Annotated in this window: 39 protein-coding genes, 2 tRNA genes and 1 pseudogene; 22 read left to right on the forward strand and 20 right to left on the reverse strand. The window is 61.2% G+C overall.

The window, feature by feature from the left end; translation table 11 throughout:
* Positions 1–22 precede the first annotated feature (22 nt).
* The 5 genes from C7G61_RS25785 to C7G61_RS25805 all read right to left on the reverse strand — a co-directional run bounded on the left by C7G61_RS25785 (position 23) and on the right by C7G61_RS25805 (position 2,827).
* Positions 23–99: transfer RNA gene (locus C7G61_RS25785), tRNA-Pro, on the reverse strand.
* A gap of 88 nt (positions 100–187) precedes the next feature.
* A complete protein-coding gene (locus C7G61_RS25790) occupies positions 188–634 on the reverse strand; it encodes a DUF192 domain-containing protein (protein ID WP_190241982.1) in 447 nt (148 codons plus the stop codon).
* A 178-nt stretch (positions 635–812) separates the two neighbouring features.
* Positions 813–1,478, reverse strand: coding sequence for a cold-shock protein (locus C7G61_RS25795; RefSeq protein ID WP_108519489.1), 666 nt, complete (start codon positions 1,476–1,478; stop codon positions 813–815).
* Positions 1,479–1,676: 198 nt separating this feature from the next.
* A complete protein-coding gene (locus C7G61_RS25800) occupies positions 1,677–2,438 on the reverse strand; it encodes an SIR2 family NAD-dependent protein deacylase (protein WP_190241983.1) in 762 nt (253 codons plus the stop codon).
* Positions 2,439–2,551: 113 nt separating this feature from the next.
* Positions 2,552–2,827: a hypothetical protein gene (locus C7G61_RS25805; RefSeq protein ID WP_108519491.1), complete on the reverse strand. Its 276-nt coding sequence runs from the start codon at positions 2,825–2,827 to the stop codon at positions 2,552–2,554.
* Positions 2,828–3,024: 197 nt separating this feature from the next.
* Here C7G61_RS25805 and C7G61_RS44860 point away from each other — a divergent pair, with 197 nt between their 5' ends.
* The 3 genes from C7G61_RS44860 (at position 3,025) to C7G61_RS25810 (ending at position 4,551) form a co-directional block, all read left to right on the forward strand.
* Positions 3,025–3,192, forward strand: coding sequence for a hypothetical protein (locus C7G61_RS44860; RefSeq protein WP_190241974.1), 168 nt, complete (start codon positions 3,025–3,027; stop codon positions 3,190–3,192).
* Positions 3,193–3,971: 779 nt separating this feature from the next.
* A complete protein-coding gene (locus C7G61_RS44865) occupies positions 3,972–4,118 on the forward strand; it encodes a hypothetical protein (protein WP_190241975.1) in 147 nt (48 codons plus the stop codon).
* A gap of 238 nt (positions 4,119–4,356) precedes the next feature.
* Positions 4,357–4,551 (forward strand): hypothetical protein, encoded by a 195-nt coding sequence (locus tag C7G61_RS25810; RefSeq protein WP_108519492.1) that lies wholly within the window; start codon positions 4,357–4,359, stop codon positions 4,549–4,551.
* Positions 4,552–4,591: 40 nt separating this feature from the next.
* Here the strand turns inward: C7G61_RS25810 and C7G61_RS25815 are convergent, their stop codons facing one another.
* Positions 4,592–4,771 carry a hypothetical protein gene (locus C7G61_RS25815; RefSeq protein ID WP_108519493.1) on the reverse strand — a complete coding sequence of 60 codons (180 nt, stop codon included), beginning with the start codon at positions 4,769–4,771 and terminating at the stop codon, positions 4,592–4,594.
* 113 nt (positions 4,772–4,884) lie between these two features.
* On the opposite strand from C7G61_RS25815, the gene C7G61_RS25820 reads away from it, so the two are divergent.
* Positions 4,885–5,109, forward strand: coding sequence for a hypothetical protein (locus tag C7G61_RS25820; RefSeq protein ID WP_108519494.1), 225 nt, complete (start codon positions 4,885–4,887; stop codon positions 5,107–5,109).
* A 12-nt stretch (positions 5,110–5,121) separates the two neighbouring features.
* Here the strand turns inward: C7G61_RS25820 and C7G61_RS25825 are convergent, their stop codons facing one another.
* Positions 5,122–5,418, reverse strand: a complete 297-nt coding sequence (locus tag C7G61_RS25825; RefSeq protein WP_108519495.1) for a putative quinol monooxygenase — start codon at positions 5,416–5,418, stop codon at positions 5,122–5,124.
* 82 nt (positions 5,419–5,500) lie between these two features.
* A complete protein-coding gene (locus C7G61_RS44870; protein WP_190241976.1) occupies positions 5,501–5,656 on the reverse strand; it encodes a hypothetical protein in 156 nt (51 codons plus the stop codon).
* A gap of 249 nt (positions 5,657–5,905) precedes the next feature.
* Here C7G61_RS44870 and C7G61_RS25830 point away from each other — a divergent pair, with 249 nt between their 5' ends.
* Positions 5,906–6,064, forward strand: a complete 159-nt coding sequence (locus C7G61_RS25830; protein WP_108519496.1) for a Flp family type IVb pilin — start codon at positions 5,906–5,908, stop codon at positions 6,062–6,064.
* Between the two features lie 112 nt (positions 6,065–6,176).
* Here C7G61_RS25830 and C7G61_RS25835 read toward each other — a convergent pair whose 3' ends face one another.
* Both C7G61_RS25835 and C7G61_RS25840 read right to left on the reverse strand, forming a co-directional pair.
* On the reverse strand, positions 6,177–6,365 hold the full coding sequence (locus C7G61_RS25835; RefSeq protein ID WP_108519497.1) for a hypothetical protein: 189 nt from the start codon (positions 6,363–6,365) through the stop codon (positions 6,177–6,179).
* A 169-nt stretch (positions 6,366–6,534) separates the two neighbouring features.
* A complete protein-coding gene (locus C7G61_RS25840; RefSeq protein ID WP_108519498.1) occupies positions 6,535–6,804 on the reverse strand; it encodes a hypothetical protein in 270 nt (89 codons plus the stop codon).
* A gap of 297 nt (positions 6,805–7,101) precedes the next feature.
* Here C7G61_RS25840 and C7G61_RS25845 point away from each other — a divergent pair, with 297 nt between their 5' ends.
* The 3 genes from C7G61_RS25845 to C7G61_RS25855 all read left to right on the forward strand — a co-directional run bounded on the left by C7G61_RS25845 (position 7,102) and on the right by C7G61_RS25855 (position 8,759).
* A complete protein-coding gene (locus tag C7G61_RS25845) occupies positions 7,102–7,554 on the forward strand; it encodes a VOC family protein (RefSeq protein WP_108519499.1) in 453 nt (150 codons plus the stop codon).
* A gap of 48 nt (positions 7,555–7,602) precedes the next feature.
* Entirely contained in the window at positions 7,603–7,773 is a 171-nt protein-coding gene (locus tag C7G61_RS44875; RefSeq protein ID WP_190241977.1) for a hypothetical protein, read from the forward strand.
* 338 nt (positions 7,774–8,111) lie between these two features.
* The gene (locus C7G61_RS25855; RefSeq protein ID WP_108519501.1) at positions 8,112–8,759 is read left to right on the forward strand and encodes a glutathione S-transferase family protein; all 648 of its coding nucleotides are present in this window, start codon (positions 8,112–8,114) and stop codon (positions 8,757–8,759) included.
* Between the two features lie 86 nt (positions 8,760–8,845).
* On the opposite strand, the gene C7G61_RS25860 is transcribed toward C7G61_RS25855, so the two are convergent.
* Complete coding sequence (locus C7G61_RS25860) at positions 8,846–9,097, reverse strand: porin (RefSeq protein ID WP_108519502.1); 252 nt, start codon at positions 9,095–9,097, stop codon at positions 8,846–8,848.
* Positions 9,098–9,133: 36 nt separating this feature from the next.
* Complete coding sequence (locus C7G61_RS25865) at positions 9,134–9,394, reverse strand: PilZ domain-containing protein (RefSeq protein ID WP_190241978.1); 261 nt, start codon at positions 9,392–9,394, stop codon at positions 9,134–9,136.
* 246 nt (positions 9,395–9,640) lie between these two features.
* Here C7G61_RS25865 and C7G61_RS25870 point away from each other — a divergent pair.
* Positions 9,641–9,715: transfer RNA gene (locus C7G61_RS25870), tRNA-Glu, on the forward strand.
* A 245-nt stretch (positions 9,716–9,960) separates the two neighbouring features.
* Here C7G61_RS25870 and C7G61_RS25875 read toward each other — a convergent pair.
* Positions 9,961–10,836: a hypothetical protein gene (locus C7G61_RS25875; RefSeq protein ID WP_145963690.1), complete on the reverse strand. Its 876-nt coding sequence runs from the start codon at positions 10,834–10,836 to the stop codon at positions 9,961–9,963.
* Between the two features lie 154 nt (positions 10,837–10,990).
* Here C7G61_RS25875 and C7G61_RS44050 point away from each other — a divergent pair, with 154 nt between their 5' ends.
* The 13 genes from C7G61_RS44050 (at position 10,991) to C7G61_RS25930 (ending at position 21,717) form a co-directional block, all read left to right on the forward strand.
* Positions 10,991–11,185, forward strand: coding sequence for a hypothetical protein (locus tag C7G61_RS44050; protein WP_145963691.1), 195 nt, complete (start codon positions 10,991–10,993; stop codon positions 11,183–11,185).
* 376 nt (positions 11,186–11,561) lie between these two features.
* Positions 11,562–12,215 carry a PEP-CTERM sorting domain-containing protein gene (locus C7G61_RS45545; RefSeq protein WP_202975795.1) on the forward strand — a complete coding sequence of 218 codons (654 nt, stop codon included), beginning with the start codon at positions 11,562–11,564 and terminating at the stop codon, positions 12,213–12,215.
* Between the two features lie 137 nt (positions 12,216–12,352).
* Positions 12,353–12,613 (forward strand): hypothetical protein, encoded by a 261-nt coding sequence (locus tag C7G61_RS25885; RefSeq protein WP_108519504.1) that lies wholly within the window; start codon positions 12,353–12,355, stop codon positions 12,611–12,613.
* A 128-nt stretch (positions 12,614–12,741) separates the two neighbouring features.
* The gene (locus tag C7G61_RS44880; protein ID WP_190241979.1) at positions 12,742–12,906 is read left to right on the forward strand and encodes a hypothetical protein; all 165 of its coding nucleotides are present in this window, start codon (positions 12,742–12,744) and stop codon (positions 12,904–12,906) included.
* Positions 12,907–13,011: 105 nt separating this feature from the next.
* Complete coding sequence (locus C7G61_RS25890; RefSeq protein WP_108519505.1) at positions 13,012–14,241, forward strand: Zn-dependent hydrolase; 1,230 nt, start codon at positions 13,012–13,014, stop codon at positions 14,239–14,241.
* Positions 14,242–14,261: 20 nt separating this feature from the next.
* Positions 14,262–15,476 (forward strand): MFS transporter, encoded by a 1,215-nt coding sequence (locus C7G61_RS25895; protein ID WP_108519506.1) that lies wholly within the window; start codon positions 14,262–14,264, stop codon positions 15,474–15,476.
* Positions 15,477–15,583: 107 nt separating this feature from the next.
* On the forward strand, positions 15,584–16,627 hold the full coding sequence (locus C7G61_RS25900; RefSeq protein WP_108519507.1) for a PrsW family glutamic-type intramembrane protease: 1,044 nt from the start codon (positions 15,584–15,586) through the stop codon (positions 16,625–16,627).
* 117 nt (positions 16,628–16,744) lie between these two features.
* Positions 16,745–17,329: an HdeD family acid-resistance protein gene (locus tag C7G61_RS25905; RefSeq protein WP_108519508.1), complete on the forward strand. Its 585-nt coding sequence runs from the start codon at positions 16,745–16,747 to the stop codon at positions 17,327–17,329.
* 222 nt (positions 17,330–17,551) lie between these two features.
* Positions 17,552–18,640, forward strand: coding sequence for a 3-deoxy-7-phosphoheptulonate synthase (locus C7G61_RS25910; RefSeq protein WP_108519509.1), 1,089 nt, complete (start codon positions 17,552–17,554; stop codon positions 18,638–18,640).
* A gap of 228 nt (positions 18,641–18,868) precedes the next feature.
* Positions 18,869–19,102 carry a hypothetical protein gene (locus C7G61_RS25915; RefSeq protein WP_108519510.1) on the forward strand — a complete coding sequence of 78 codons (234 nt, stop codon included), beginning with the start codon at positions 18,869–18,871 and terminating at the stop codon, positions 19,100–19,102.
* Positions 19,103–19,155: 53 nt separating this feature from the next.
* A complete protein-coding gene (locus C7G61_RS25920) occupies positions 19,156–19,488 on the forward strand; it encodes a hypothetical protein (protein ID WP_108519511.1) in 333 nt (110 codons plus the stop codon).
* Positions 19,489–19,873: 385 nt separating this feature from the next.
* Complete coding sequence (gene thrS / locus C7G61_RS25925) at positions 19,874–21,085, forward strand: threonine--tRNA ligase (protein WP_108519512.1); 1,212 nt, start codon at positions 19,874–19,876, stop codon at positions 21,083–21,085.
* A gap of 263 nt (positions 21,086–21,348) precedes the next feature.
* On the forward strand, positions 21,349–21,717 hold the full coding sequence (locus tag C7G61_RS25930) for a hypothetical protein (protein WP_108519513.1): 369 nt from the start codon (positions 21,349–21,351) through the stop codon (positions 21,715–21,717).
* A 96-nt stretch (positions 21,718–21,813) separates the two neighbouring features.
* Here C7G61_RS25930 and C7G61_RS25935 read toward each other — a convergent pair whose 3' ends face one another.
* The 7 genes and pseudogenes from C7G61_RS25935 to gvpJ form a co-directional block, all read right to left on the reverse strand.
* Entirely contained in the window at positions 21,814–22,119 is a 306-nt protein-coding gene (locus tag C7G61_RS25935; protein ID WP_108519514.1) for a gas vesicle protein K, read from the reverse strand.
* Entirely contained in the window at positions 22,116–22,313 is a 198-nt protein-coding gene (locus tag C7G61_RS25940; protein ID WP_202975796.1) for a gas vesicle protein, read from the reverse strand. Before C7G61_RS25940 ends, C7G61_RS25935 begins: the two co-directional genes overlap by 4 nt.
* Positions 22,310–23,101: a GvpL/GvpF family gas vesicle protein gene (locus tag C7G61_RS25945; RefSeq protein ID WP_108519515.1), complete on the reverse strand. Its 792-nt coding sequence runs from the start codon at positions 23,099–23,101 to the stop codon at positions 22,310–22,312. Before C7G61_RS25945 ends, C7G61_RS25940 begins: the two co-directional genes overlap by 4 nt.
* A complete protein-coding gene (locus tag C7G61_RS25950) occupies positions 23,098–23,412 on the reverse strand; it encodes a gas vesicle protein (protein ID WP_108519516.1) in 315 nt (104 codons plus the stop codon). The genes C7G61_RS25945 and C7G61_RS25950 overlap by 4 nt, the downstream gene beginning before the upstream one ends.
* Entirely contained in the window at positions 23,409–23,657 is a 249-nt protein-coding gene (locus C7G61_RS25955; RefSeq protein WP_202975797.1) for a gas vesicle protein GvpG, read from the reverse strand. The genes C7G61_RS25950 and C7G61_RS25955 overlap by 4 nt, the downstream gene beginning before the upstream one ends.
* A 2-nt stretch (positions 23,658–23,659) precedes the next feature.
* Positions 23,660–24,394, reverse strand: a complete 735-nt coding sequence (locus C7G61_RS25960) for a GvpL/GvpF family gas vesicle protein (protein ID WP_108519517.1) — start codon at positions 24,392–24,394, stop codon at positions 23,660–23,662.
* Positions 24,395–24,511: 117 nt separating this feature from the next.
* Positions 24,512–24,703: pseudogene (gvpJ, locus tag C7G61_RS46155) on the reverse strand (gas vesicle protein GvpJ); the annotation flags it as partial.
* Positions 24,704–26,075: the final 1,372 nt, after the last annotated feature.

Below are 26,075 nucleotides of genomic sequence, written 5' to 3' on the forward strand. Positions count from 1 at the left end.
CGTAGCAAGTCATTGATTTTATTGGTCGGGGCAGCTGGATTCGAACCAACGACCTGCAGTACCCAAAACTGCCGCGCTACCAGGCTGCGCTATACCCCGATCTGTATTGGGAAATGCGTCGATACACGCTTAAACCCCGGCCATCAAGGCGATCTGCAAGACGATCTGCAAGGCCGATCTGAAAGGCTCAGCGCTTGCTGAAGAGCGGGTGCGCCACCCGGTCGCCGGGCTGAATTCCATATTTTTGCGCCGTGCCGGCGATCACTTCCAGCACGCCCTTGGCGAGACCGCCTGAGGAGATGATCCTGGTGGAGAGCGGCTCGGTATTTTCGGCGATGCGGAGGATGCGGCCGTCGGCGCGGATGAAGATCATGTCGAGCGAGATGTAGGTGTTCTTCATCCACATCGAGATCTGCTGCTCCGGCGAGAAATCGAACAGCATGCCTTTTCCGTCAGGTAATTCCTTCCGGTACATCAGCCCCTGGGTCTTCTCCTCCTCCGTTGTCGCCATCTCGACCGAGAACACGCGCACGCCCGACTTGGTGGCGATCTCGAGCGGCTGAATGCTCGCGGCCCGCGCGGCAGGATTGACGCACAGGATGACGAGAACGGCGGACACGGCAGCCAGCGACATCATCAGGCGGCCGCCGATCCGAAGCCGCGCAACCATCAAAGCGAAATTCATCAATGCACTCATGCCGGATATCTGGGAATTGCCGGGGAACCCTAACCCGACGATTGCGGCAAATGCCAGAGGCCGCCGCGCGGGTGCGCGACGTCCGGCTCACGTTTGCGTCAGCAGCGCGGCAGGATTAGTGCGACGACAGCGCCGACGGGCCGGTCTCCGGATGGATCTCGGCCGCCATCATGCCCTTGGAGCCGGGCCCAAAGCGCACGAGCACATACTGGCCAGGACGCAGCTCGGTCATGCCGAAACGGCGCAGCGTTTCCATGTGGACAAAAATGTCGGGCGTACCCTCGCCGCAGGTCAGGAAGCCGAAACCACGCAGCCGGTTGAACCACTTGACCTGGGCCCGCTCCAGCCCGCTGGTCGGCGTGACGCTGACATGAGTCCGGGGCGGAAGCATTTGCGCCGGATGGATCGCGGTCGATTCGTCCATCGATACGATTCGGAACGCCTGATAGCCCTTGGCGCGCTGCACACACTCGACTACCAGCCGCGCGCCTTCATAGGCGGTCTGATAGCCATCGCGCCTGAGCACGGTGACATGCAGCAGCACATCGGGCCAGCCATTGTCCGGCACGATGAAGCCGTAACCTTTGGAAGCGTCGAACCATTTGATGACGCCGGATATTTCGACAAGGTTGGCTGCGGCATCACCGAGCCCCGATAACGCATCCACCGCCGGATCGCGTTGCGCTCCGGTTGTGTATTCACCTGGTCCAAGTCTGTTTTGCCCCGTCCCGCCTGACGGCGGCCCCCCGAGCTTCTTGGACCCAAATTCGTCCGACCCCATGACCCCGGACCTCACACTTCAAAATCGGTCCACTGTCGCCGTCGTGGACCGGAACACGCGCCCTACCATGACCATCATGGTAACGCAGCGCGAATCTCTCGAATCAAAAGATAACACTCCCCATTGCTGCGCATAGCTAAAAAAAACAAAATTGCGGGGGCTATGAACAGGCTTGCACAACTGCGAATCAGTTGGCGATCAATTGCCTACAAACGGTCCGAGCGTCTCTCCGATGTCGAAACGGATCACCAGATCAGCGACATCGTCTTGTTCTGTCGGCTCATTGTTGATGATGACCAGCTTCGCACCGCAATTCCTGGCCATCAGCGGAAAACCTGCGGCGGGCCAAACGACTAGCGATGATCCGATCGCCAGAAACAGGTCGCATTGCCGGGCCAGTTCGGTAGCGCGACGCATCGCGTCTTCCGGCATCGACTGTCCGAATGAGATCGTCGCGGTCTTCACCGGCTCATCGCAAATGGTACAGTCAGGCGCGCTGCCGGTTTCTTCGAAACGCGCCTTTACCCAAGGAAGATCATAGGCATGCCCGCAGCCGATGCAGCGGGCATAAGTGGTATTGCCGTGCAGTTCGACCACGTCGTCCGACTTGAAGCCCGACGCCTGATGCAGATTGTCGATGTTCTGGGTGATGATCGCCGGCGTCTTGCCGGCCTTGTAGAGCGAGGCCAGCGCGCGATGCCCGCGGCCGGGCCGGGCCGCCGCAAAGGTCTCTTCCATCGCAAAGCGCCGCCGCCAGGCCTCGGCCCGCGCCTCAGTGCTGGAAACGAATTCGTCGAACGCGATCGGGCGGTTACGGGTCCACAGGCCGCCGGGCGAGCGGAAATCCGGAATGCCGCATTCGGTGGAAATGCCGGCTCCGGTAAAGGGAACGATACACGCCGCTTCGGCGATCATGTTGCCGAGCTGCTCGACGCCGCTGCGCAAATCCTTGGCGATCACCGCTGACATTTCCGAAACTGTTGGGCCGCGCGGACTATAGCACGGCCGTTCGGATTGCCAGATCGATGCGCCCTGCCCGGCGGGGCAGCATGCGCATCGTCAGGACGACCTTATCAGGCCGCCTTATGGGCGCGCGTATCAGGCGGCTCTAATCGAGCTGCCTTGGCGACCTGTTCCTTCGGCTCTTTGGCTTCTTCGGTCTTCTTCGCCTTGGGCGCGGGTGCACTTTCCGTCTTCTTCACCGGCTTGCCGTATTGGGCGAGCTTATCCAGTTCGGCTTCGAGCTCGGCGCGGCGTGAAGCGACTTTCTCGAACAGCTTTTCTGTCGCGTTCTCGCGCAGACCAGCGAGTTCTTCGATGCTCAGTGAATCCAGATCGATCTTTGCCAATGGAACCTCCCGTTTCGTCTTTCGCTAACGGGAACTCGCGTGAGCGACAAGAATACGTCACAGCTTATCCACTGCCTTCGCTTCGCAACGACGGGCGATCACAATGCCGCAGCCTCGCTTCCGCATTCACGCCCCATTCGCGCGCGCCAATAATGGCGGGGCGCGAATCAAAGAATCAAACAAGACACGGATGGGCGATGACGGAGAAGGAAGAAAGACTCGCGCGCGACCGCGCCGAAATCGCAGCGCGCGTCGCGAGCTTCAGGGAAACCCAGCAGAAGTTCGAACGCGAGCGCGAAGAGTATTATGAGACGACCTTGGCCAATGCGCTGAACGGAACCAGCCGGCCCTCGTTCTGGCGTTGACGCGAAACCAGTAGAAGCCTCCTTCGCCGTTATCGCCGGCGGAATATGTCGCGTGGAACCGCAAGAGAAATTCGCCAAAAGGATTCCTGGAAGAGAATTCCGGGAACGGCAGGAACGAAGCCGGCGCCTCGACGTCTTTTTCTTAAATGCAATAACCTTGCGAGGGGTGAAGGCACGAAAGACCCCGTCTGCATCTTCGGATGTGGGCGGTTTTTGATTATGGAGCGGACGGCCCCGCGGCCGCGGATCGGGATCGCGAGCCATGCGATCGGGCGGGTCTGATCATCGGATTACGCGGGAACTAACATGGCCCCTGCGGAGTTTATTCGTGGGGAAAGGTGCGTCATGCCCGTGTGGTTGGAAATTCTGATCAATGTGATCGGTTATGCAGGCTTCATAGCCATCGCGACCTATCACCGATCGCCAAGCAACAAATTGCCGGATCGTTGAGCGCCGAACGGTCGGCGTCAATTGGTCTTGTGCGGTTCGCCCGCGGTGCGGACGTTTCCGAGAAGGAACCGATCCGGCGTCGATCGCGGGATTGAGAACAGTTGAGAGCAAGACTTCTGGAGCAAGACTCCTTTTGTTCTCGCAGAACGAACAGGGGGCGCGTTTTCCAGCGCCGTTGTCTTGTTAAGATACCGTTACCTCGCCACTTCGTCCCCTCACCCATCCGATCGATCCCGCGCGGATCTTCTGTCTCTCATCGCCACGTCCGGTCACGTGCCGGACGTCGAACCTTTTTAGCGCAGCCCGTACATATCCAAAAAGGTGCTGCGATGACCCAAGCCGACCACTATCGAGACCAGTCCAACAGAGCCCGGCGGCTGGCCGAAGCCGTCAAGGATCCGGAAGCCTCGAAGAAGCTGATCGAGATGGCCGAGGAATTCCGCCTCTATGCCGAGCGGCTGGAACAGATGCATTAGGATATTTCGATTCCGACTGTACAGCGCCGGGCTTCAGCTTATCGTTTTGTTGCGTGCGCTTGACGCCGTGTCCCCGGATCAGGCTTTCATTCGAAAACGCTATAAATTTTTTCGACGCCGGTCAGGGAAACTTAAGCCTCCATTTACCGAGCCTCCCTGAAATGCTGCCCCATTAACCCAACCTCTTTACAAAGCGTAAATCGGCGCCTGACAGGGTTTGGCCCAGGAGGGCCATCCCATGGTCATTTATCCCATACCGGTTGAAGTGACGCAGGCCAGAATACAACTCGTTGTCGATCAGAACGCCAAGGCGCCACCGACGACGATCAACCAGGATCTTCAGGCCGTCTATCACGCCAAGGCCGCCGCCGTGGAAGCGGCCCTTGCAGACGTGCCGCCCGACGAACCGTCCCTGCTGGACGTCAAGGTCTGACCGAGCCAGGAAGCGCACGACGAAGCGGGGCTACATCACGTTAATATGTGAGCCGCTGTGCCTGCACGGCGGCGAGCATCACCGCGCCGCCGATTTCGGCAAGTACTGCCAACACGGCGAACCAGATCCATTGCGGCCTTTCCTTGTAAGCCAGGAAAGCGGAGCAAGCCGTAGACACGATCGTCGGCGTGCTAACGACCAATAAAATCCATGCCAGCATCTGAAATGCTCCCAAAGGCAAAGTGCATGCGCAAACGCTAACGCTTCGCAGCGTGGAGATGACTGTGCCGGCGGTCACATCCGCCTTGCCTGCCGCGATGCCAGCGTTCAGCCATGATGCTGTTTCGCGCCATCGTGCTCTGGAGCGTGCAAGTGCTGCTGTTCGGCATTTGCACGGCAGGACTGCTCGCGCATCTGTTCGGCCCTATCATTGGTCAGGCCTTCGCGATCGATGAACTGATACCGACCGCGCTGATCTTCTTCACCGTAGCGGCGGCGTTGGGCTGGCTTGGAAACAGGTTCTGGCCCGAAGACTGGATGCACAATCCCCTGCTCTAGCGCCGCACTTTCCTATCGCGGTATCGCCTTGGCGCGATAGGTCTTCGTCCCTGACGTCTCGACGATCCGGCCCTTGAGCGATCTGACAAACGCCTTCGAATCTTCGACGGCGAAATGCGTGCGCAACGCCGCCTCATCAGTCCAATGCTCGAAGAAGAACAGCCGCATCGGGTTCTGGCAGTCGACATGCACGTCATGCGAGATGCAGCCCGGCTCCTTCCGGGAGCGCTCGACATGTTCGAGAGACGAGTGGAGCACGTCGTCGAAAGTCTCCTCGCGCGCCAAAATGCTGCCAGTTACGAGAATCATGCCGAGCCCCCGCCCACGTCAACCAACCGCCTGCCCTCGGAAAGGCGCCGGTCTTTGCGCGTCGAGGCGGGCAGACCCTTCGTTAATGCAACAGGCGCGGCACGACAACCGATACCGCCAGCAATACGTCGAGGCTACTCACCACGGACAATTTCATCCGAGCCGTCCTGGCGTCGGTAATCGGCAATACGAAAAAGAAAATCATCGCGAGAATGAGCAGGACGTTGATCAGAAACATGGTCGATCCCTCCTCCGTTGGCGCCACGATGGACAGAGGGGCCAATCGCGTATGTGTGAGGGATCACGCTGGTAACGCGGCGCTCGGGCTCGCCAAAAAGCAACGGTTTGAAAGCAAGGCCGCGATCGGACGCGATTGAATCAGCTCCGGGCTGCAACTCCAATAAAATTTGCAATTTTACGCTTTTGGTTGTCTTGATGGCAACTTGGGCGTGCCACTCCATATTCGTCAAAATTCGAGAGAGAATGAATGTTTGGGAAATTCCTGCGCGACGAGTCGGGCGCCACCGCAATCGAATACAGCCTCATCGCCGGGTTTATCGCCCTGGCCATTATCGCCGCTGTCGGAATGACCGGCCAAAGGCTCGTCGAACTATTCGAGAGTCTCATCCCCGCACTGACGCGCTAAGCTACGGCTAAAGCCGTCAAACGCAAAAGACCTCCGAGCCGAAGCTGGAGGCCTTCGCTGTCACGAGGGGTACATCCGCCCTTCACGACATCACTGGAGCGCAGCAAGTGCGCTATGATTTTGTTTCGGCAGCTTCACGGGCACGCCGCTCTGCCTTGAGCCGCTCGAAGTTCGCACGAAAAGCGTCGTCGGCCTTCTTACGCGCAATAAGCGCCTTCTCGGCGTCCTTGCGGGCCAGCTCTTTCTTTGCCTCACGCTCTTCCTTCGTGGGCGGTAGCTTCTCGTGGGTTTCGTAGTCCATGACCGTCAACGTTTTATGACGTTAAAAGTTCCTAACCCTGAAACCCTCGTTTCCTTGAGATACTTGAGTTGGCAGGTTTCGGGAGGTTGATGCTGGTTCGCGAAGCAGATCACAGGGGTCGCCGGCGAAACCAGACAAGGAAAAAGCCCGGATTGCTCCGGGCTCTTCCTTACCAACCGTCGTAGTACCGGTAGTGGCGGCGATAGTATCGCGGCCCGTCGTAATACGCATACGGTCCACCACCATAATAGCCGTACCTCGGGCCATAGTAGTAACCGTTGTTGTAGGCGTTAGCTGCTGCCGCCGCGCCTAAAACGCCTGCGGCGACGCCGAAGCCGATGGCCGCGTTACGGCCGCCACGCGCTTCCGCCGGGGAGCTGACGACGGCGGTTGTCGCAAGCGCGGCAACGGTTGCGAGCCCAAGTCCTATCTTTCGCATATGGACCTCCTTTCCGTAGCCGGGTTAACTCCTCCCACATGAGGCTGTTGCAGGAACTTGCCCAGCTTAGTTTCGGATTTTTGCGAAACAGATTTCTGTTCCCGTGATTCAGCCTGAAACGGCTAGCCGACGCGGCCTCGGCGCCATTCACCAAGCGCCCCCACCTACGTCGCGGCGCGGGGGTGACACGCAATTGACACGCAACACACTGCCCTGTGATGCATTTTGCTGCTATTTATTGCCCCGAGCGCCCCAAACGCCTGAAAAACAACAAACCTTCTCAAGGAGTTCTCCAAAATGCGCTATCTCCACACCATGCTGCGCGTCCGCAATCTCGATACCGCGATGAAGTTTTACCAGGACGCGCTGGGGCTGAAGGAAGTACGCCGGGTCGACAACGACAAGGGCCGGTTCACGCTGGTGTTCCTGTGCGCACCCGAGGACGAAGGCCTGTTGAAGGCCGCACCGCAGAACCGCGGCGCGCCACTGGTCGAACTCACCTACAATTGGGACGAAGAGAAATACGGCGAGGACCGCCATTTCGGCCACCTCGCCTATGAGGTCGACGACATCTACGCCACCTGCGATCGCCTGATGAAGGCCGGCATCACCATCAACCGGCCGCCGCGCGACGGCAACATGGCCTTCGTGCGCTCGCCGGATCTGCATTCGATTGAGCTGTTGCAGAAGGGCGAACCGAAGCCGCCGGCGGAGCCGTGGTCCTCGATGCCGAACACCGGCCACTGGTAGGCCTTGTACAACTTCTTCGTGCACCTCCGCCATCCGAGTTACCGGCTCGTGACACGCGCGGACGCGCCGTTTCCTGACCACACGAGTGCTGGCGAATGGCGGCTGACGCGCAGCCGCCATGCTGACGACGTCAACGCCGAGGTGCGCGAGGCGATCGACCGCGACGGCTATTCGCTGTTTCGGATCGGATTGTCGCTCTCGGAAATTCCGAAATCATAAAACGTTCCTTCGCTTGCGTACAATTTCGCGCAGGAACGACGCATGGCGAAAGCGCGTTGTCTTCGCGATTGAGAAATCGAGGAGACTGCGATGGGACGAGGAATATTGCTTTGGCTGTTGGGCGTGCCGATTCCGGTGATCATCCTTTTATGGTTGTTCTTCGGTCAGTGACGACTGGCGCAGCGACGCGTCAGGCCAAGATCGGGCTCTGTCGCACTGCGGCGGAGCCTGATTTTTTATAAGCCTGATTTAGCAACCGTGTCCTGCCGCAAACCGCGCGCTTTTTCGCTGATCTTCGGCTATGAACTCATCAACGAGATCAACGGGAGCGACGACGCGTGGCCGACAACAAGAAACAACAACTCACGATCTGGGGCCGGGCCAATTCGGTCAATGTTCAAAAAGTGCTGTGGTGCCTCGCCGAACTCGACCTCGCCTATGAGCGCATCGACGCCGGCATGCAGTTCGGCAAGAACAACGAGGCCCCGTATCTGGCGATGAATCCCAATGGCCGTGTGCCGACGCTGGTGGACGGCGACTATGTGCTGTGGGAATCCAATTCCGTGATGCGCTATCTGTGCATGGCCTATGGCGAGAGTTCGCCGATCTACCCCTCGCAGCCGCAAGCGCGCGCCGGCGTCGACCGCTGGCTCGACTGGACGCTGTCGACGCTGCAGCCGGTCGACCGACCGGTATTCTGGGCGCTGGTGCGGACGCCGGTCGAAAAGCGCGACATGGTGGCGATCCAGAAGGATGTCGACGCTGAGGCCGTGGTCTGGCGGATGGTCGAGGCGCAACTGGCGAACCGGCGCTTCATCGAAGGCGACCAGTTCACGATCGCCGACATCGCGCTCGGCGCCTATGCGCGGCGCTGGCTGGGAGTCGAGGGCGTCACCAAGCCGGAACTGCCGAACCTCGATCGCTGGTTTGCGCAGTTCGCGGCCCGCCCCGGCTTCACGCAGTTCATCGCGCCGCCGATGACGTAAGCGCTTTGAATCTCGTCGTGCCCGGGCAAAAGCGAAGCGCGTCTTCGCGCAAATGTCCGGGCATGACGGAAGTCGCGCGGCGCTTGTCAGCGCGAGCCGCTGGAAACACCGGCGCCGACGCTCACCGCGCCGCCGATTTTCATGCAGGTGCTGGTGCCTTCGATCTTGACGAAGCCCGCGCCGTACTCCGCGCAGGCGTTGGCGGAATTTGAGCGCTTCAGCGGAAGCTGCTTGCCCGGTGTCGCGGCCTTGTCGGACTTCTGGATACGGGGCTGCTCGGCAGCCGCGGCAACCGCAGGCAACACCACAGCGATCGTTACAAGGAGGGATTTTCGCATCCCGCCTTTTATCGCCGCTTGCGGGTCGATGCCAGACTAGCGGACGAACTTGACGCCGACCGATTTGCCACGGCGCCAGACCACTTCGCAGCGGCGTCCAGTCCTGGCGTCGCGCGAAAACGCCAGCCGCAACTTCGCCGGCAGCGAGTTGGGGTCGTCGATCGTAACCTTCGCCCCCGTCGTGGACAGATCCTTCACCACGCATTGGCGCGCGGCAAAACCGCCCTCGAGCGTGATCCACCCGGGCTGACTCAATGATTTGCGCGACTCGCGCTTCTTGCTCGATTGCAAAGCCATGTCGGAAGTTCCCCCGACTCATCCTTACGCCCTGCGGCTTTAAATTCCGTTGCACCGGTGGTGGCGTGTCTCCGCAAGGGGTGTCGATCGGGGCGCAAACGGCCGTAAAAAACCGGCTTCCGAGCGGCTTGCCCACCCGGCCAAACGCCACTATACGTTCGCCCGTCGCCGCCTCCATGGAACATGGACGGCAGGCGGCCAAACGGCCCATCAAGCGCATAACGCATTGATTTTCCGGTTGTTTTAGCTCCCTTCGTCTATCGGTTAGGACGCCACCCTTTCACGGTGGAGAGAGCGGTTCGATTCCGCTAGGGAGCGCCATCACGTTGCAAACACTTTCAAAACCCAAGGCGACCATTTTCAAGGCTTAAGGGAACCATTTTCCCAGCCCAAGTTCCATCCGCTGCATGGTCCGGCAAACGGACATCAGTGCGTAAGAGTGAGGGACAGGGAATGGATACGGCCGCTATTGCAATCACGACCTGCGTCGCGCTTTACCTCGCACTCCGCGTAACGTTGCGGGTCTACTTTCCGCCAGATACCTGACGGCTCCGCGGCTAGCGACGTCAGCGTAGCTTTGCTCTCCTTGAGGCCGCGCCTCTGCGTGACCGCCCGCGAGCACGCCATCTCCTGGCGATCAGATAGGAGGGACAGCCAAGAAAGAGCCCAACGCCGCCGATGTACATCGCGACCAGGAACGTGAATTCAAGCGGCGCGCTGGCCAGGGAGACGGGGGTTGAGCCCGAAATAGCGTAAGGCGCTCCTCTCAAAATCATCGCTATCAGCTGGCTCCCTGCAAAGAGACCTATCGGCAAGCCGATTGCCATGGCCCACACAGGCAACGGTTCAGACGGTCCGGAATTCGCCGCCTCGACGTGGCCCTGTGGCGGCAGTCGTTCCTGCAACGGCTCGATCTCGGAAATAAAGTCGTGCCCGAAAAGCCTGCCCAACTCGCGGAGCTGAACGGGCGTCAGATAGACGATGATGGCATTGCCGTCGAAGAATGCCGCGAACCGGCCTGTTGCCCCTGAGGGCAGCCGCTCGTTGAGACACGTCACGACCGACCAGTCGAAATCCTTGGCCGCGATCAGGTCAAAGGGCGTGCAGCTTCCCGGCCCTTCAATCGCAATCTCCATGCGCGCGGACGGGCCGCCTGGCCCCTGCCTCACGATCTTTGTCGCAGAGACTGTCGCGCTCGGCCACTCCTCTCCCGCCAGGGCCATGATCGAGGCCACGATCTCTGCATAATCCGCCTCGCCCGCCACGTCGAAACAGTGGTCCTGGAAGTGAATCGCGTTCGCAAACACCTGCTCCGGTCCGCTCAGCGCGAGATCGAGAAAGGTCAGCGGCAAAGGCGGCTCCGGAATGCCGGTGCCCTCGAATTCCTCCGCCATCCGGTGCGCGAGTGCGGGGAATTCCCGTTCCGGGAAAAGCGGCTTCAATCCGATCTTTTCAAGCTGCGAAATCGCAGCTGCAATTTTCGGCGCATCGTCAACGGACAACTTACGGGAAGAACGAGTCACCTCTGCCATCTCACGCCAGCCGCATGCATCTCGCTCCGAACAACATCAATTTCGGATGTCTCAGCAAGATGACATGGCTTTCTCGCTCCCCGCGGTTGCCGAGCTTATGAAAAAGCTTGGAACAACAACGCGCCAAACGAAACGCGAAAAAGTGGCAAGCCCGCTGCCATTGCGCGATTTTTTTGGCCTATCGGCGCTGCTCTCTCCAACAACCCTGCTTTTGCACCGTTCGGATCTGGATGCCTTGCGCTCCCGGGTGGATCACTAAGCGAGCCGGACGGGGGTGATATCGCTAGCTGCAGCACAGGCGGGCACGACAAGAACGGCCAATCGCACACAGGTCGGGAAGATTGCGTATTTATTCTAAAGTCCGCGCATTTAATATATGCGGCACCCGCACCAAATTAAATTGACTGCGATGGATTGTGACAAATGAAAACACACCCACGGAGAGCACTTCGAAGTCAGGCGCGAAGAGGATATAAGACAACTTATAATAGCTAGAATTATTTTAAATTGAGGTATTATAGTAAAGTCAATCTACTTTACTGAATTTTAATAAATGATAGGTTTCGGGAAAATCTGGCAACTTAAGTCAGAGAATAAAAGTCATTGTGAGTTCCAGTTATTGGCAGGAGTAGGCGATGAAAATTCTTCGCACAAACGTAGTCGCAATTTCAATCTCGGCGGCGGCAGCCATGTTCAGCGTCTCAGCACGCGCCGACATTGTTTCGAGCACCTCGGATACTTGGCAGACCAGCAGCACATCGTGGAACGTCGACTTCAACAACGACAATGTGAGCAGCTTCAATGCTCATGTAGGTAGCGAACTCATCAAGATTTCTACAGTCGGCATCGTGGACACTGGAAGCGGGAACGCAACGGCCACGCCGGGGAACAAAGACACTCTCTTCACTTCGATCACGTTCGACCCCACGAACAACGTGTTCACGTCGTTTTCCTTCCAGGGGCAACTCGCCATCCTTGGCGATGTCTTTGTCGAAGTGAATGACAACTTCGGCAATACTTTCACCTTCACCAACGTCCCCAAGAGCTCAGTCTTCGGACCGTTCGGGGCGGCCGCCGTTGCGGGCAGCGGCCAATTCATCGACAAGGTCAAGGTCTATACTGCGCTCCCCGAAAACTTTAACTCCATCAAGCTGGTCGATTTTGGCAACTACACAGTAGCCGGCGCGGTGCCGGAGCCGGCAACCTGGGCAATGATGATGCTCGGCTTCTTCGGCGTGGGCTTCCTTGCCTATCGGCGGAAGAATCAAGGCCACGTTCGCCTGGCCTAGGTCTGCACGTCGCATTGTTTGCTGTGGGCAGGCCGCCGAAAGGCGGCCTCTCCACGGTCAACCGGTTCTGATGCGCTGCGCTGCCGTCTGACACCCGTGCCCTTCCAGCCTTTGGCGCATCGTCCTGGGAGGATCGTATGCCTCGAGATCCCCGCGCGAAAGAATTGGCTAATCTGAAGGAAGCGCTCGCGAACTTCGAGCATCAGCTCGATGCATTCGAAGCCCGGGTCGGATACCGAACGAAGGCCCCCCACGTTCATTGTCTGTCGTCGACCGATCCTCACCTGTCATCGCCCGATCCTCAAATTGCGTTTGCCAATGAGGTCGTCGCCGCGATGAAGAACCGGCTGGCCGAGGGTCGCGCCATGGCCGGCATGCGGCAAAGCGAACTCTCCTAGCACCAACGCGACTTTCCATCACGCAGGGCCTTTCGGTTCGCTCGCAGCCGCGGCTGGCGGCCGGCCGAAACATCGCGACTTTCCACTCGCACGACGCGAACTATCTCTTTCCTGATGCGATGGCGTGAGTGAATATCCTCCCGCAAGCCACGGGCGCATTCACACGTTTTGCGAAAAACATGCGCGACTACACGTTAAAGGAGAAGACGAAGATAACCGCTGGCGCGGTTGCGGCGCTCGTCATCGTGGCGTGGCTTGCAATCATCGCATTGGCGCTGCTGTCCGGAGGATAAATTAAGGGCGGCTGGCGACGTTCACGGAACTTTGTTCTACCCTCGCGAAAACGTGAGGAACTTTGTTCTCCCCCGGAGAACTACGGACTAGCAGGTGCTTCATCCATGATTGACCATCTCTCGCGTGTCGACGGCACGCGTATTCTCGCCGACCTTCACGCGCTGCGTGCAATCGGCACGTATAAAACCGGTGTCCACAAGCCGACGTTCTCGGAACCGCACATACGTTCTTTGCACTGGCTGGTGCAGCGTCTTCCCGAAGCCGGTCTCACGGGCGAGATCGATGGCATTGGCAACATCCTCGGCACCAGCACCAAGCCCGGGCCGAAGCTGCTGGCGGGGTCGCATCTCGAAAGCCAGAACCACGCGGGCTGGCTCGATGGGCCGCTCGGCGTAATCTATGCGCTCGAAGCCGCCCGCGTCATCAATCGCGATCCGAATACAAGCGGCGCGGTCGAAGTTGCATCATGGTGCGACGAGGAAGGGCATTTCGGGCACTTCCTCGGCAGCCGGTCCTATGTCGGCGGCGTCACCGAAGCCGATATCGACGCGGCGCACGACCGCAGCGGCAAACGCATGCGTGACGCACTGCGCGACGCCGGCCTCACTGGCCGCGCCCGCGCACAGTACGAACGCGGGCGGCATATCGGATATCTCGAAGCCCATATCGAACAGGGCGAGACGCTCGAAAGCAGCGGCCTCAAGATTGGGGTAGTCACCTCCATCGTCGGGATCTGGCAATACCGCATCACGTTCACGGGCGAGCAAAACCACGCCGGCACCACGCGGATGGCCATCCGCAGGGATGCTGGGCTGGCACTCGCCAGATTTTGCGTCGATATCGACGAGCGCTTTCCCGCAGCCTGCGGCCCCCGCACGGTGTGGACCACCGGCCGTATCAGACTCGATCCCGGCGCGCCCAGCATCATCCCCGGCGCGGCAGAAATGCTGTTCCAGATTCGCGACGACGATCCGGCGGTGATTGCGCGGCTGGAGGATCTCCTCCGCAGCATGGCCGCGGAGGTCGACAAGCAGGGCCGCTGCAGCGTCGCCGTGGAGCGCATTCGCACCGGCGCGCCCGCGCTGATGGATGTCGCCTTCCAGCAGGCCGTCGAACAAGCCGGCGCAGCCCGTGCCGGCGGCAGGTCACTGCGTATGCCGAGCGGCGCCGGCCACGACGCCCAGATTCTCGCGACCGTCATGCCGGCGGGCATGCTGTTCGTGCCTTCGATCGGCGGCATCTCGCACCACTGGACCGAGAACACCGCTGACGCCGACATCGTCACGGGGGCCGAGGTCTTTGTCGATACCTGCCGGCGGCTGCTGGCGCGGTGAGACGGCGCGTAAGGGACGACATGGCTGCTGGCACCAAGCCGACCTATTCGATCAGGGATATTCCACCGGGCGTATGGGTCCTCGGTTTCGTCTCGATGCTGATGGACGTCTCATCGGAGATGATCCACGCCCTGCTGCCGATCTACCTGGTTTCGGTGCTTGGCGCATCGATGGTAACGGTCGGAATCATCGAGGGCATCGCCGAGGCGACTGCCTCCATTACAAAAATATTCTCCGGCGCGCTCTCGGACTGGCTCGGCAAGCGCAAATGGCTCGCGGCTTTCGGCTACGGTCTTGCGGCCTTCACCAAGCCGGTCTTTCCGCTGGCGCCAACGGTTACCTGGCTGGTGGCGGCGCGTTTCGTCGACCGGATCGGCAAGGGTATTCGCGGCGCCCCCCGTGACGCGCTGGTGGCAGACCTCTCGCCGGCCGATCTGCGCGGCGCGAGTTTTGGATTGCGCCAATCGCTCGACACGGTCGGCGCCTTCGCAGGCCCCCTGCTCGCCATCGCCCTGATGTGGTGGACGGCAGATAACTTCAAGGCGGTGTTCTGGTTTGCCGTGATTCCCGCCTTCCTGGCGCTGGCGCTGATCGTTTTTGCCGTGCGGGAGCCGGACCGGCCGGAACAGCTGCGCACCGTGCGCAATCCGATCAGCCTGACTGAGATCAAAAACCTCGGGCCGGCCTATTGGTGGGTGGTGGCGGTGGCGAGCGTGTTCACGCTGGCGCGCTTCAGCGAAGCATTCCTGGTTCTGCGCGCCCAGAATGTCGGGCTGCCGATCATGCTCGTGCCTGCCGTGCTGGTGCTGATGAATGTCGTCTATGCCGTCGCGGCCTATCCCGCCGGCGTGATCTCGGATCGCATCGGCCGCACGGCCGTGCTGGCGGGCGGCATTCTGTTGCTGGTCGCTGCGGATCTCGCGTTGGCGCTGCTGCCGTCGATCGGCGGCGTTGCACTGGGCGTCGTTCTCTGGGGCCTGCACATGGGCCTGACGCAGGGGTTGCTGGCCGCCCTCGTGGCGGACACCGCGCCGGCCGAGTTGCGCGGCACGGCTTTTGGATTCTTCAACTTGCTCGGCGGTCTTGCGATGCTCGCGGCCAGCATCATTGCAGGCAGCCTCTGGGACATCGCGGGGCCGCAGGGAACGTTCCTGGCCGGCGCGGGCTTCGCGCTGGTCGCGCTGGCGGGGTTGCTGACGGTCCATGGCAAGATCGGCAGCAAGGCCGCCGCATAGCCCCCGGACTTCAAATTTGTTCTTGGCGACAACGAGTCGCGTTCGGCTTTCTTGCAAACAACTGAATTTGCGGCCATTTGAGCACCTGACGAGGTAAAATTCCCGACATGTTGTTGCTGCAGGCCCTCCCCACATCGATCGGCGTTGCCGCCATCGCACCGGCATTGCTGTTGCTTTGGCTGGTCATCGCTGCCGACGAGCGCCCGGGCCCGCCTGTGCGGGTGTGGCTCGCCTTCATACTCGGGGCCGCCAGCATTTCTCTATTGGGAATTGCGCGCGCTCCCTTTGCCGCAATCCTCGCGGTGCCGGGAAACCCCTGGATGACGCAGGGCCTGCGCTCGGTCTTCGGCGTCGCCGCGCCCGAAGAGATCGTGAAGGTCCTCGTGATCATTCTGGTGTCATTATCGGTGCGCCGCCGTGCGTTTGCGGACCCGATGGACACCGTGGTCTATGGCGCGGCCGCGGGCCTCGGTTTCGCGGCTTACGAAAACCTCGCTTATCTCGTGCAGCATTCCGATATGTGGCGATCGCTGGCCGCCTTGCGCAGCGTGTTGACGGTGCCGTTTCACGGTGCGCTCGGCATTATCGCGGGCGCCTATATCGCGATCGCGCGCGCGGGAACGGCGCTGGGTGCGCACCGCCATCATCGCGACTGGGCGCGGATTTCAAGCTGGTGTCTGGCGCTGTTCGCGCCGGTCGCGCTGCATGCGGCATTCGATTTTCCGCTGCTGACATTGCAGAAACTTCCCGATCTCGGCCCCAACACGCGAATGCTGCTGGGGACGGCGAGCCTGCTGATCGGCTTCAGTTCGATCGGATTTGCCATACGGCTGGTGCGGCGCGTCGGCCGCCACCATGCGCCGCGCACCGAGATCGCGCGTGAGCGGCTGAGCCAGTTGCGGCGGATGTGGGCGCTGTTGCTCGTGGGCAGCGGAGCTGGATTCGCTGGGGCTGCTTTCGTGCTGACCTCGCTCCATCACTGGTTCGTCAATCCCGACCGCAACGCGTCGCTGCTTCTCGTTCCGCTCGGCCTGACCTCCATTCTGATCGGCTTGGCGTTGTTGCTGGCGACCTCTGCGGTCTATGTGTTCGGCCGCAACCGCATCAGGAGGTCCTCGGAGGGATTTTCGTCCGCGCCCGAGCCAGGCTGAACGTCATCCTTCCGTCGTTGATCTCGCGCAAAAAGGCCGGCGAACAAATTTTACCTGCGGGCGGCGCACGGGCTATATTGGACACTCCATCGGCGCGGCAGGCATCGGGAGTTTCCAATGACCTTTCCCCAGGATATCCCGCCGGACATCGGCAAATTGCAGTCCGAAATGAACGCCAGGGTGAAGGCGCATTGGAAAGCCTTCCTGTTCGAAGGCATCGTGCTCGTTTTGCTCGGCCTGGCTGCGATGATCGTGCCGCCGCTGGCGAGCCTCGCCGTCACCATCTTCCTCGGCTGGATGTTCCTGATCAGCGGCGTTGCCGGGCTGTTCGTGACGTATTGGGCGCGGCAGACGCCGGGCTTCTGGTGGTCGCTGTTCTCGGCGGCGCTGGCCGTTCTCGCCGGCGGACTTCTGCTGGCGCGGCCGGCGCAGGGCATCCTCACGCTCACCATCGTGGTCGGCGCGTATTTTCTGGCCGAAGGCGTCGTCACCATCATGTACGCGCTGGAGCACCGCCGCGAATTGTCGGAGCGCTGGTCCTGGCTGCTGTTGTCAGGGGTGATGGACCTGTTGATCGCGTTCATCATCGTCGCAGGCCTGCCGGGTTCGGCGGAATGGGCGATCGGCCTCCTGGTCGGGATCAACCTCGTGCTCGGCGGCACATCGCTGGTCGGCATGGCGCTCGCCGCGCGCCAATCCTGAACATCGCCGATTATGGGATGACAAGACCGGACCGGTGCGCTATAGAGCCCGCCATGATCATGATCGCCGCCACCAGCTTTTGGTATTTTAGCTACGACAGCTCGCTGGCGGTGGGAGGATCGCGCTCAATCTGACGAATTGAAGCCAAGAAGTCCGAACAGCCGCCAAACCTGGCGGCTTTTTTATTGGCCGGCAGGTTCCCAACAAACAGGAGCCACAGCCGTGTTGAGCACCACCGACGATCTTCGAATTAGCGAACTGAAAGAGCTGAGTACGCCGCAAGAGGTGATGCGTGAGATCCCGCGCACCTTGACCGCGACGCGGGTGGTGATGGCGGCGCGAAACGCCATCCACGCCATCCTGAACGGCACCGACGACCGCCTGCTGGTCGTCGTCGGCCCCTGCTCGGTCCACGATCCCGTCGCCGCCGTTGAGTACGCCGAGCGCCTCGCCGCCTTGCGCGAAAAGCTTGCCGACCGCCTCGAGGTCGTGATGCGGGTCTATTTCGAGAAGCCGCGCACCACGGTCGGATGGAAGGGGCTGATCAACGACCCCAACCTCGACGGCAGCTTCGACATCAACAGGGGCCTCAGGCTTGCCCGCAACGTGCTGTCGGCCGTGAACAATCTCGGCCTGCCCGCCGGGACCGAATTCCTCGACATGACGACGCCGCAATACATCGCCGACCTGATGGCATGGGCGGCGATCGGCGCGCGCACGACGGAGAGCCAGATCCATCGCGAGCTGGCTTCCGGGCTGTCGTGCCCGGTCGGATTCAAGAACGGCACCGACGGTAATGTGCGCATCGCAGCCGACGCCGTGAAGTCGGCATCGCATCCGCACCATTTCATGGCAGTCACGAAGGGCGGCCGCTCGGCGATTGCGGCAACCACCGGCAACGAGGACTGCCACATCATCCTGCGCGGGGGCCACGCGCCGAACTACGACCGGGAAAGCGTCGATGCCGCCTGCCTCGAACTTGTCCGTGCCGGCGTGGCGCCGCGGCTCATGATCGACACCAGCCACGCCAACAGCAACAAGAAGCCGGAGAACCAGCCGCTGGTCGTGGCCGACATCGCGCAGCAGATCTCGAAAGGCGAGCTGCGCATCACCGGCGTCATGATCGAGAGCAATCTGGTCGCCGGCCGCCAGGACGTGGTGCCGGGCAAGCAGCTGACCTACGGGCAGAGCATCACCGACGGCTGCATCGACTGGGAGACGACGGTGTCCTCGCTGAACGTGCTGGCCGATGCGGTGGCGACGCGGAGGAACGCGCAATCGGGCAATTTGCGGGAAGAGCGTTCGGCCTAGCCACCCGGGTCGAATGATGGCGAAGCAGGGCACGCGGTCGGCGCGTCCTGCTTCCGCCGTTCCATTGCAGCTATAATTCGATCCGGAGTTCACCAAACGGCCGCTCGCCCCGCGAATGCGCTCAAAGCCGGCACGGCAAAAATCGACCAGCCTGTGGCGTACTTCACATGAGAAAGCAGCATTTCGGAATATTGCCTCGTCGGGGCTGCTGTCTCGAATGAGGTTCTCATGAAACGACTTCCGAGCAACCTGAGTGCAGATGACCTGCGCACCTACCGTCGGTGGACCGGCGGCTTATACCTATCCTATCTGGCCGCTATCATCGTCGCGGTTGCCCTCACTTTCTCGAACAGGCCCGCAACCGAACTCAAGGCGTCGAACGAAATCCAGATGGCACGCTTGAAAGGCTCATCAGCATCTATCGACATTCCGGCAGCAGCCAAGCCTGTCGCCAAGCCGTAAGCCCGCCACCGGCCGACTACTCAAAATAACATTCATTTTTTGGAAATAATGCGATGATTAAACCGATTATCCGATTGCTCTTGATTTCAGCCGTGCTTGCTCCAGGTTCAGCGCTTGCCGGCGCTGAACAGGCTCACGTTCAATTTTGTTGGGCGATGGGAAAGTTCGACCATACGATCTACTTCGCCGAAGTTGAGAATCGCGAGGATCGTCAGGCAAGTTTCGATACGTTGCTTGAGATATCAGGCATAGATCACCACGCCGTGAAATGCAGCGCCTCAGATTCTGCAACGCATCGTTTGGCGCGCACGGAGTTACTTAAAAATTGGCGAGCGTCCGAGTTCGAAATCGTGAACACCACGTTCCTGTCGGATCTTGACTACTAGGGGACCCATTAGCCGCTGGCCATCGATCATCAACGAAAAGACGTTTGCCGACTTCAAGCGCGTTGCTCAGCAAACCGGCATCTGACCAAGGCGCCGGATCATCCGCCACAGGAGTATTGATGTCCCCGCGCATCGTCTATATTCCGCGACGCCAAGCGGGTGGCGTTGACGCCTGAGCGTTTTCCCGCCATATACAAAGCATGAATAAGCTTCTCTCAGCCGCATTGACCACCACCGCGACCGCTTACGGCGGATCGCCTTCTGGTCGTGCGCGCTAGAGACAAGCGTACTTCACCCAGAAAAGGCCCCGCCGGCGACGGACGGGGCCTTTTCTGTTTTTGATGGTCCCTCGTCCGCGCTTTTTCCCCTCGCAAGGATTACAGCTATGGACGATCTCGACCACAGAAATCTTGGTGTGCAGCTCAAGCTCTGGCATCTTCAGGAAGATGCGCCAGGCATGGTGTTCTGGCATCCGCGCGGCTACGCAGTCTATCGGGTGCTGGAGGACTATCTCCGGCGCAAGATGCGCCGCGCCGGCTATGCCGAGGTCCGGACGCCGCAGCTGCTGCCAAAGGAGTTTTGGGGCCGCAGCGGCCACTGGGACAAGTTCGGCGAGCACATGTTCCGGGTCGATGACGGCGAACTGGCGATGGCGCTGAAACCGATGTCGTGCCCGTGCCACGTGCAGATCTTCAACAAGGGCCTGCGCTCGTGGCGAGAGCTTCCGATCCGCTATGCCGAGTTCGGCGCCTGCCACCGCAATGAGCCCTCCGGTTCGCTCCACGGCATCATGCGGACGCGCGCCTTCGAGCAGGACGACGCGCATGTGTTCTGCCGCGAGCAGGATGTGGAGGGCGAAGTCGCGTGCTTCATCGCCCTGCTGGGCGAGGTCTATCGCGACCTCGGTTTTCCCGACTACGAGGTGGCGCTGGCGACGCGGCCGGCAGCGCGCGCCGGCGACGACGCGACCTGGGACTGGTCGGAGGCGAAGCTCGGCGATGCCGCGCGGCAATGCGGCCTCGCGCCTCAAATCAATCCCGGCGAAGGTGCGTTCTACGGACCGAAGCTGGAATTCGCGCTGCGCGACCGGCTGGGACGATCCTGGCAGTGCGGCACAGTGCAGCTCGACTGTGTGCTGCCGCAGCGGCTCGAGGCGTCCTACATCGCACCCGACGGCAGCCGCGCCAGGCCCCTGATGATCCACCACGCCATCTTCGGATCGCTCGGCCGCATGATCGCGATCCTGCTCGAGCACCATGGCGGCGTGCTTCCGTTCTGGCTGTCGCCGGAGCAGGTCGCGGTCGCGCCGATCTCGAAAGACCAGGCCGGATACGGCGCGGACGTGCTGGCGGCGTTTTGGGATGCCGGGATCCGGGCCGTTGCCTATGACGGCGCCGATACCCTTTCGCGGCGCATCGTGGCGGCGCATGAAATGGCGGTGCCGGTGATGGCCATCGTCGGCGGGCGCGAGATGAAGGACGGCCAGGTGAGCCTGCGCGAGCGCGACGGCTCACAGGCCGACGTTCCGCTGGCCGAGGCGGTGTCCCGCCTGCAGGCGAGGACCCGACCGGGCGCCCTTGTGGCTGAAGCCTTGTAGCTGGCGGACGCAGGATCCCAGGCGAGCAGGCCCTGCAAGAGGGGGTATATCGCATGCTGGCGACACCTATCGTGGCCTAATCCAGCTGATAATGTCCGCTCACGGGGCTGAAGCGGACTTCAAGCAATCGCTTGTGGCCCATCGGCGCACTGCTTTTGTGTACCGATCTGCATAACTTTAGGACGCTGCGAGCATATGCAAATTTATTTACGCGGGGCCAACGCGCGGTCCCCGCAGTTCCCTACGCTCTCGGGAGGACCCTGATGACCGATTGCGGAGGGACGCCATCCTTCGACGATCAGCGTTTTCATGTATCGTCCGATTTGACCGGCGGAGATACGAACATGCGATACGTTTTCGTCATCGCGATGTTGCTTGGGTCGACGCTTCTTGCTCAGGCGGAGCCTATCGATCGTAACAAGTGGATCGCCCAGACTGAAAGAGCGAACAAATCATGCCTCGCTAAATTTCGGCAGAAATTCAGGGAAGACAAGGGCCACAATTACTCAGGCTGTGTGACAGATCAAACCAACAAAGCGATCGATGACTGCGTTGGCAGGAGTGAGTTTTCTAACTGTGTTTTAGAAAAATCATTGAAGGTATTGGAAGTCTGCGACCTATCGAACTGTTGAAAGTACACGTCTCAAGTCGCCGCTTCCGCAGCGGTTACGGGGTGACGCCTGCGTCTCGGCGTCAACGCGGAACGCTTGATGCGCATCCGCTTTGCATCAGCGCGGAAGTAGTGGACCGAGAGGTCCCAGGTCGATATTCAGGTCCTCGGCGGCGAGCCCGAAGTGCTCCCGCAGGCGCGACATGCGGTCGTCTAGAAGCAACAGCGTCATGCCGACGCGCTCCTCCTCCGCTTCGGTCAATCCGCCCTCGTCGAGACGCCGAAGCGCCTGCCGCTCCATGAGCTGACGCAGCAACTCCACGACGGTGAGCACCAGGCGGGCCAGATCTCGTTCGACCGTGTCAGGCGCAATCGAAATGCGCTGGCGCAGCCCCGGCTCATAATCAACCACGCTGGCGCTCATGCGTCTCGCTCCGCTACGCCAGGTCGCGTGGTCTGGCCGAGCGACGTGATCAAGGCGCGAAGAGAGATCTGCACCATGTCGATGTCGGCGATCGCCAGCGTGATGTCTCCGGTCAGCACGATGCCGCCCGCCAAGAGCCGGTCGAGCAGGTCGACGAGCGCGATCTCTCGGGCCGGGAGCGCGGCGGGGCTCACGTGCGCTCCCCGTGTTCGCTGCCGGTGAACGAATAGGGCGGCCAGGGACCCGTGACCTCGATCGTCACGTGCGGGTTTTCGGCACCCAGTCGCCGTGCACGGGCGGCGAGCTCTTCGGCGCGCCCGGCATCCACCAAGTAGGCTGCGTTGAATACATTTTCGCCAGGAGCAGCGAACAGCTCGGCGCTCTGCGTTCGGTGTTGGCGGCGATCGATGGCAAGCCCGGCGAGAACGGCGTCCATCTGCTCGGCCGCAATGGTTGCGCGCCGCCACGCGTGCTGGCGCCGATCGCGCTGCTCGCGGCGGTAGCGCAGGTAGTCCCTGCCCGCGCGCGCCGATCCGGACCCGCGGGGTCTCTCAGCCACGGACATCGCACCGGCAGATGCGTCCGCGTGCTGCACGTACATCTTCACCCCCACCTCCACGCTGCCCGCAAGGCGATCCAGCGTCTCGCGGAAGCGCCGATACTCCCGGCGCAGCAACTGCGCAACGCGGTCATCGCTGCGGTGAACGGTCGCGAGGCGGAACGGCAGCGTTGGTGTGCACGCGGCAACCGCCGCCACGACCCTGTGGTGTGTACGTGCGATCGCCTCCAGCTCCGCCAGCGTCTCCAGCCTGGCTCGCAGCGCGGTCTCGTCGGCGTCGGCAGGCGCAAGCGGACTGACCACGGCGACCAGGTCTTGGTGGCGGACCAGGTGAATCGCGGCGCCGTCGACGCCGACGAGGCCGGCCGCCCGGGTTGGATCGAACGGGCGCGCGACCGCGTATGTATAGCTCGCCGCACTCATCGCCTTACCTTCAGAGTGCCGGTTTCCAGCGCCCTGACCTGCTTGCGCAACCGCGCGTTCTCGGCCGCGAGCTGCCGCGGCCGCGGGTGGGAAAGCGCCGGATCGTGCTCCCACCAGTCGATCCCCATCGCCTTGGCCTTGTCCACCGACGCGACCAACAGCCGGAGCTTGATGGTCAGAAGCTCGATGTCGAGCAGGTTGATCTTGATGTCGCCGGCGATGATTAACCCCTTGTCCAGAACCCGCTCCAGAATGTCAGCCAAATTCGGCGACGCACCCTGGCGTTCGTGCCACAGACCTTGTTCCATCATGCGATCAGCCCTCGCTTTCGTCCCTCGTCCAGCCGGTCGAGGAGCTCGTCCTCGCGTCGATCGAATTCCTCGGCATCGATTAACCCTTGATCGAGTTGCCGCGAAAGCTCGGCCAGTTCGCGCCGGACGGCTGCCGGGCCGCAATGCTGTTCGGCGGCGGCGTCGACCACCCGGTCGACGGTCCACAGTGCGAAGCGGGCTGGCGCGAGCGGCAGCAACAAGAGATGCGACAGGAGCCCCACCACCGTCACTTCTCCGCTTCGTTGCCGACGAAGCTGTAAGGCGGCAAAGGCCCGTACAACCCGACGCTTGCGTAGCCGGGCAGCTCGCGGCGCAGCCGTGACAGTGCACCGTCGAAGTCCGGCCGGGCACCGGACGCCACCAGGAACGACACGTTAACGAAGCACCCGTCGACCGGCGGGCCCCGGCGCACCTGTGCGGCATGTGGTTGCAGGCGGGCGATGACCTGGCCCGCGTCACGCGCGCTCCGTTCCGCGACGGTGGCGGCCACCTGCTCGCCGAACGCCACTCTATCCTGGTGGCCACCGCCGCCTGCGGCGCGCAGTGCTTGATTCCGCACGCGTAGCTGGTCGTTCTGGAGCAAGACGTCGCGGAGAAGAGCTTCCTCCGCATATACGCCCTTAACGTTGAGCTCGACGTGGCCATCGATGCGGGACAGTAGTTCGCCATAACGGCGCGCCCCCGATCGAAGCTCCGTCCGCACCGCCTCGTCATCGGGCGCGATCATCCCGAACCGCATCGGCAGCACGGTGCCGGCTGCATACGCCCGTCCGATGACCGCATCGTGCTTCACCAGATCGCGCCGCTTCGCGCGCAAGTTCTCCGGCGCGTCGCTAACCACCGCGACGAGATCCTGCTCGCGCACGAGCCGGAGGGCGGGGGCGTGCTCCCCCACCCCCACCGCCCCTTCGAGCGGTAGCGGATGGGAGGCACGCGTGACACAGTAGACGTAGTTGCTCATCAGTCATCCTTTCCGTTGCGTCGCTCCGATTTCCGTGCGCGCCGGCAGCTCGAGCGGCAGCGCTCGGCCGGGTAGCACGTGGCCGATCCGGGGGCTGCTGCCGGTGAGATCGAGGCGGCCACACACCTCGGCGAAGCGCAGGTAAGCATCGACGCCGGCAACGACGACCCGCGCATCGATGGTGAGCACTTCGAGACCGATCACCGACACACGCACGAACACGTCGATGACCAACCCGCGGTCCAGGATCAATTCAACGACCTTGTACAGTTCGCCCGACAATCTGCCGCCGCCGGTTGCTTGAGGCATTTGAGTCATTGCCATTTCAGTCATACGGTTGTCTCCTTCCGGAGGGCCACGATGGTCGCGGCGAGTGCGATACGAAGTTTGTTCAGCATCATCGTTCTCCCTTTCGATGCGTTTGCGCGAGATACTGAGGGCCTCTGCGATGAGTTTTGGCCTGGCGGTAAAACATCTGTGAGGGAGTTAGACCTTCACGACGGCTGCCAAGCAGGAAGCCGCCCGGTTGCCCGAGCGGCCTCTTTGCCATTGCCGGATGGTGCAACTCGGGGAATGAACCGCCAATCGGCGAGGCGAAACCTAACGCCGCCCGCCTATCCCGCGCGTGTTCATCCCGCCTCTGCTAAAGGCGGCGCCGCGGTTTCCACGACCGCTTTTCTGCCGCTGTTGGAGGACAAGCGGACATCATCCTAGCGCGACGCGATGTCGCTTAATGACCCGCTGCGGACATTTTTGACGAGGCGAGTAACGGAGCGCTAGGACTTCGAGCACATGCTGGTCGGAACAACTGGACGTGGTCGATGACTGCTTTTACGTCCGAGCCTATTATCGTCGGGGTCGATGAATGCGAAATGCGACAGTCGTTGCGCGCATAGCCGCGAGCGCAGGAGCGTTGTTGTCTGCCGTCACTATCGCTCACGCGCAAGCGGACCGAACGAGCGTTGACCAAGCGATCCTGGAGTCGGTCGCCCTGCTGGTTCACGCCCAATACGGCGATGACCCTTATCAGTTCATCTACACGCCCAGCGGAACCGCAATCGTCCAAGAGACTGGCCGCAGGGCGCTACGCTTCGTCGTGAGGCCAGTAGCACGATCAAGCTGTGTGTTTCGGGCTACGTCTGAAACGCAGAGTGGCCTGAATATCGAGCAGTTCGACTTCGCAAAATTCGATGGCAGCCACCAGATTGTCAGAGCGTGCGGTCAAAAAGGGACACTTTCCGAAAGCTCTTGCAGCACTGGTCTATCGTTCAAACAGCAACCGGGCAGCTTCTGCCAATACATATTCAATTCCGGAGTTGTCAGTCTCGAAAATCTATCCTTTCCAGATGGGGCATGCCGCTATCTCGCTTACGGCGGCCGGCGAGAGACTGACGTCCCGAAATATGTAGCGGCGTTCGAGAGCGTCTACCGGCGATGTGCGGCATCAATCGACCGTTAAGCGAAGCCGCCAGAACCGCCGCGGATAAGTGATAGCGGCCGAAACCGGCGTGCCCACTCAAAGTATGCCGAGAATGTCAACTTCTCCTGCTGGCAGATTTTGTTGCAAAAGTCGGTTGAGGCAGGCCGCGAACCGTGATTCCGTTGTGTTGACGCGAATCTCGGCGAGGTCGATCCATGATGGGCCGTCTGAAGAGTGACCAAGGTCAACTGTTCTACGAGT

It is taken from the genome of Bradyrhizobium algeriense (assembly GCF_003062295.1).
GTDB classification, from domain to species: Bacteria; Pseudomonadota; Alphaproteobacteria; order Rhizobiales; family Xanthobacteraceae; genus Bradyrhizobium; species Bradyrhizobium algeriense.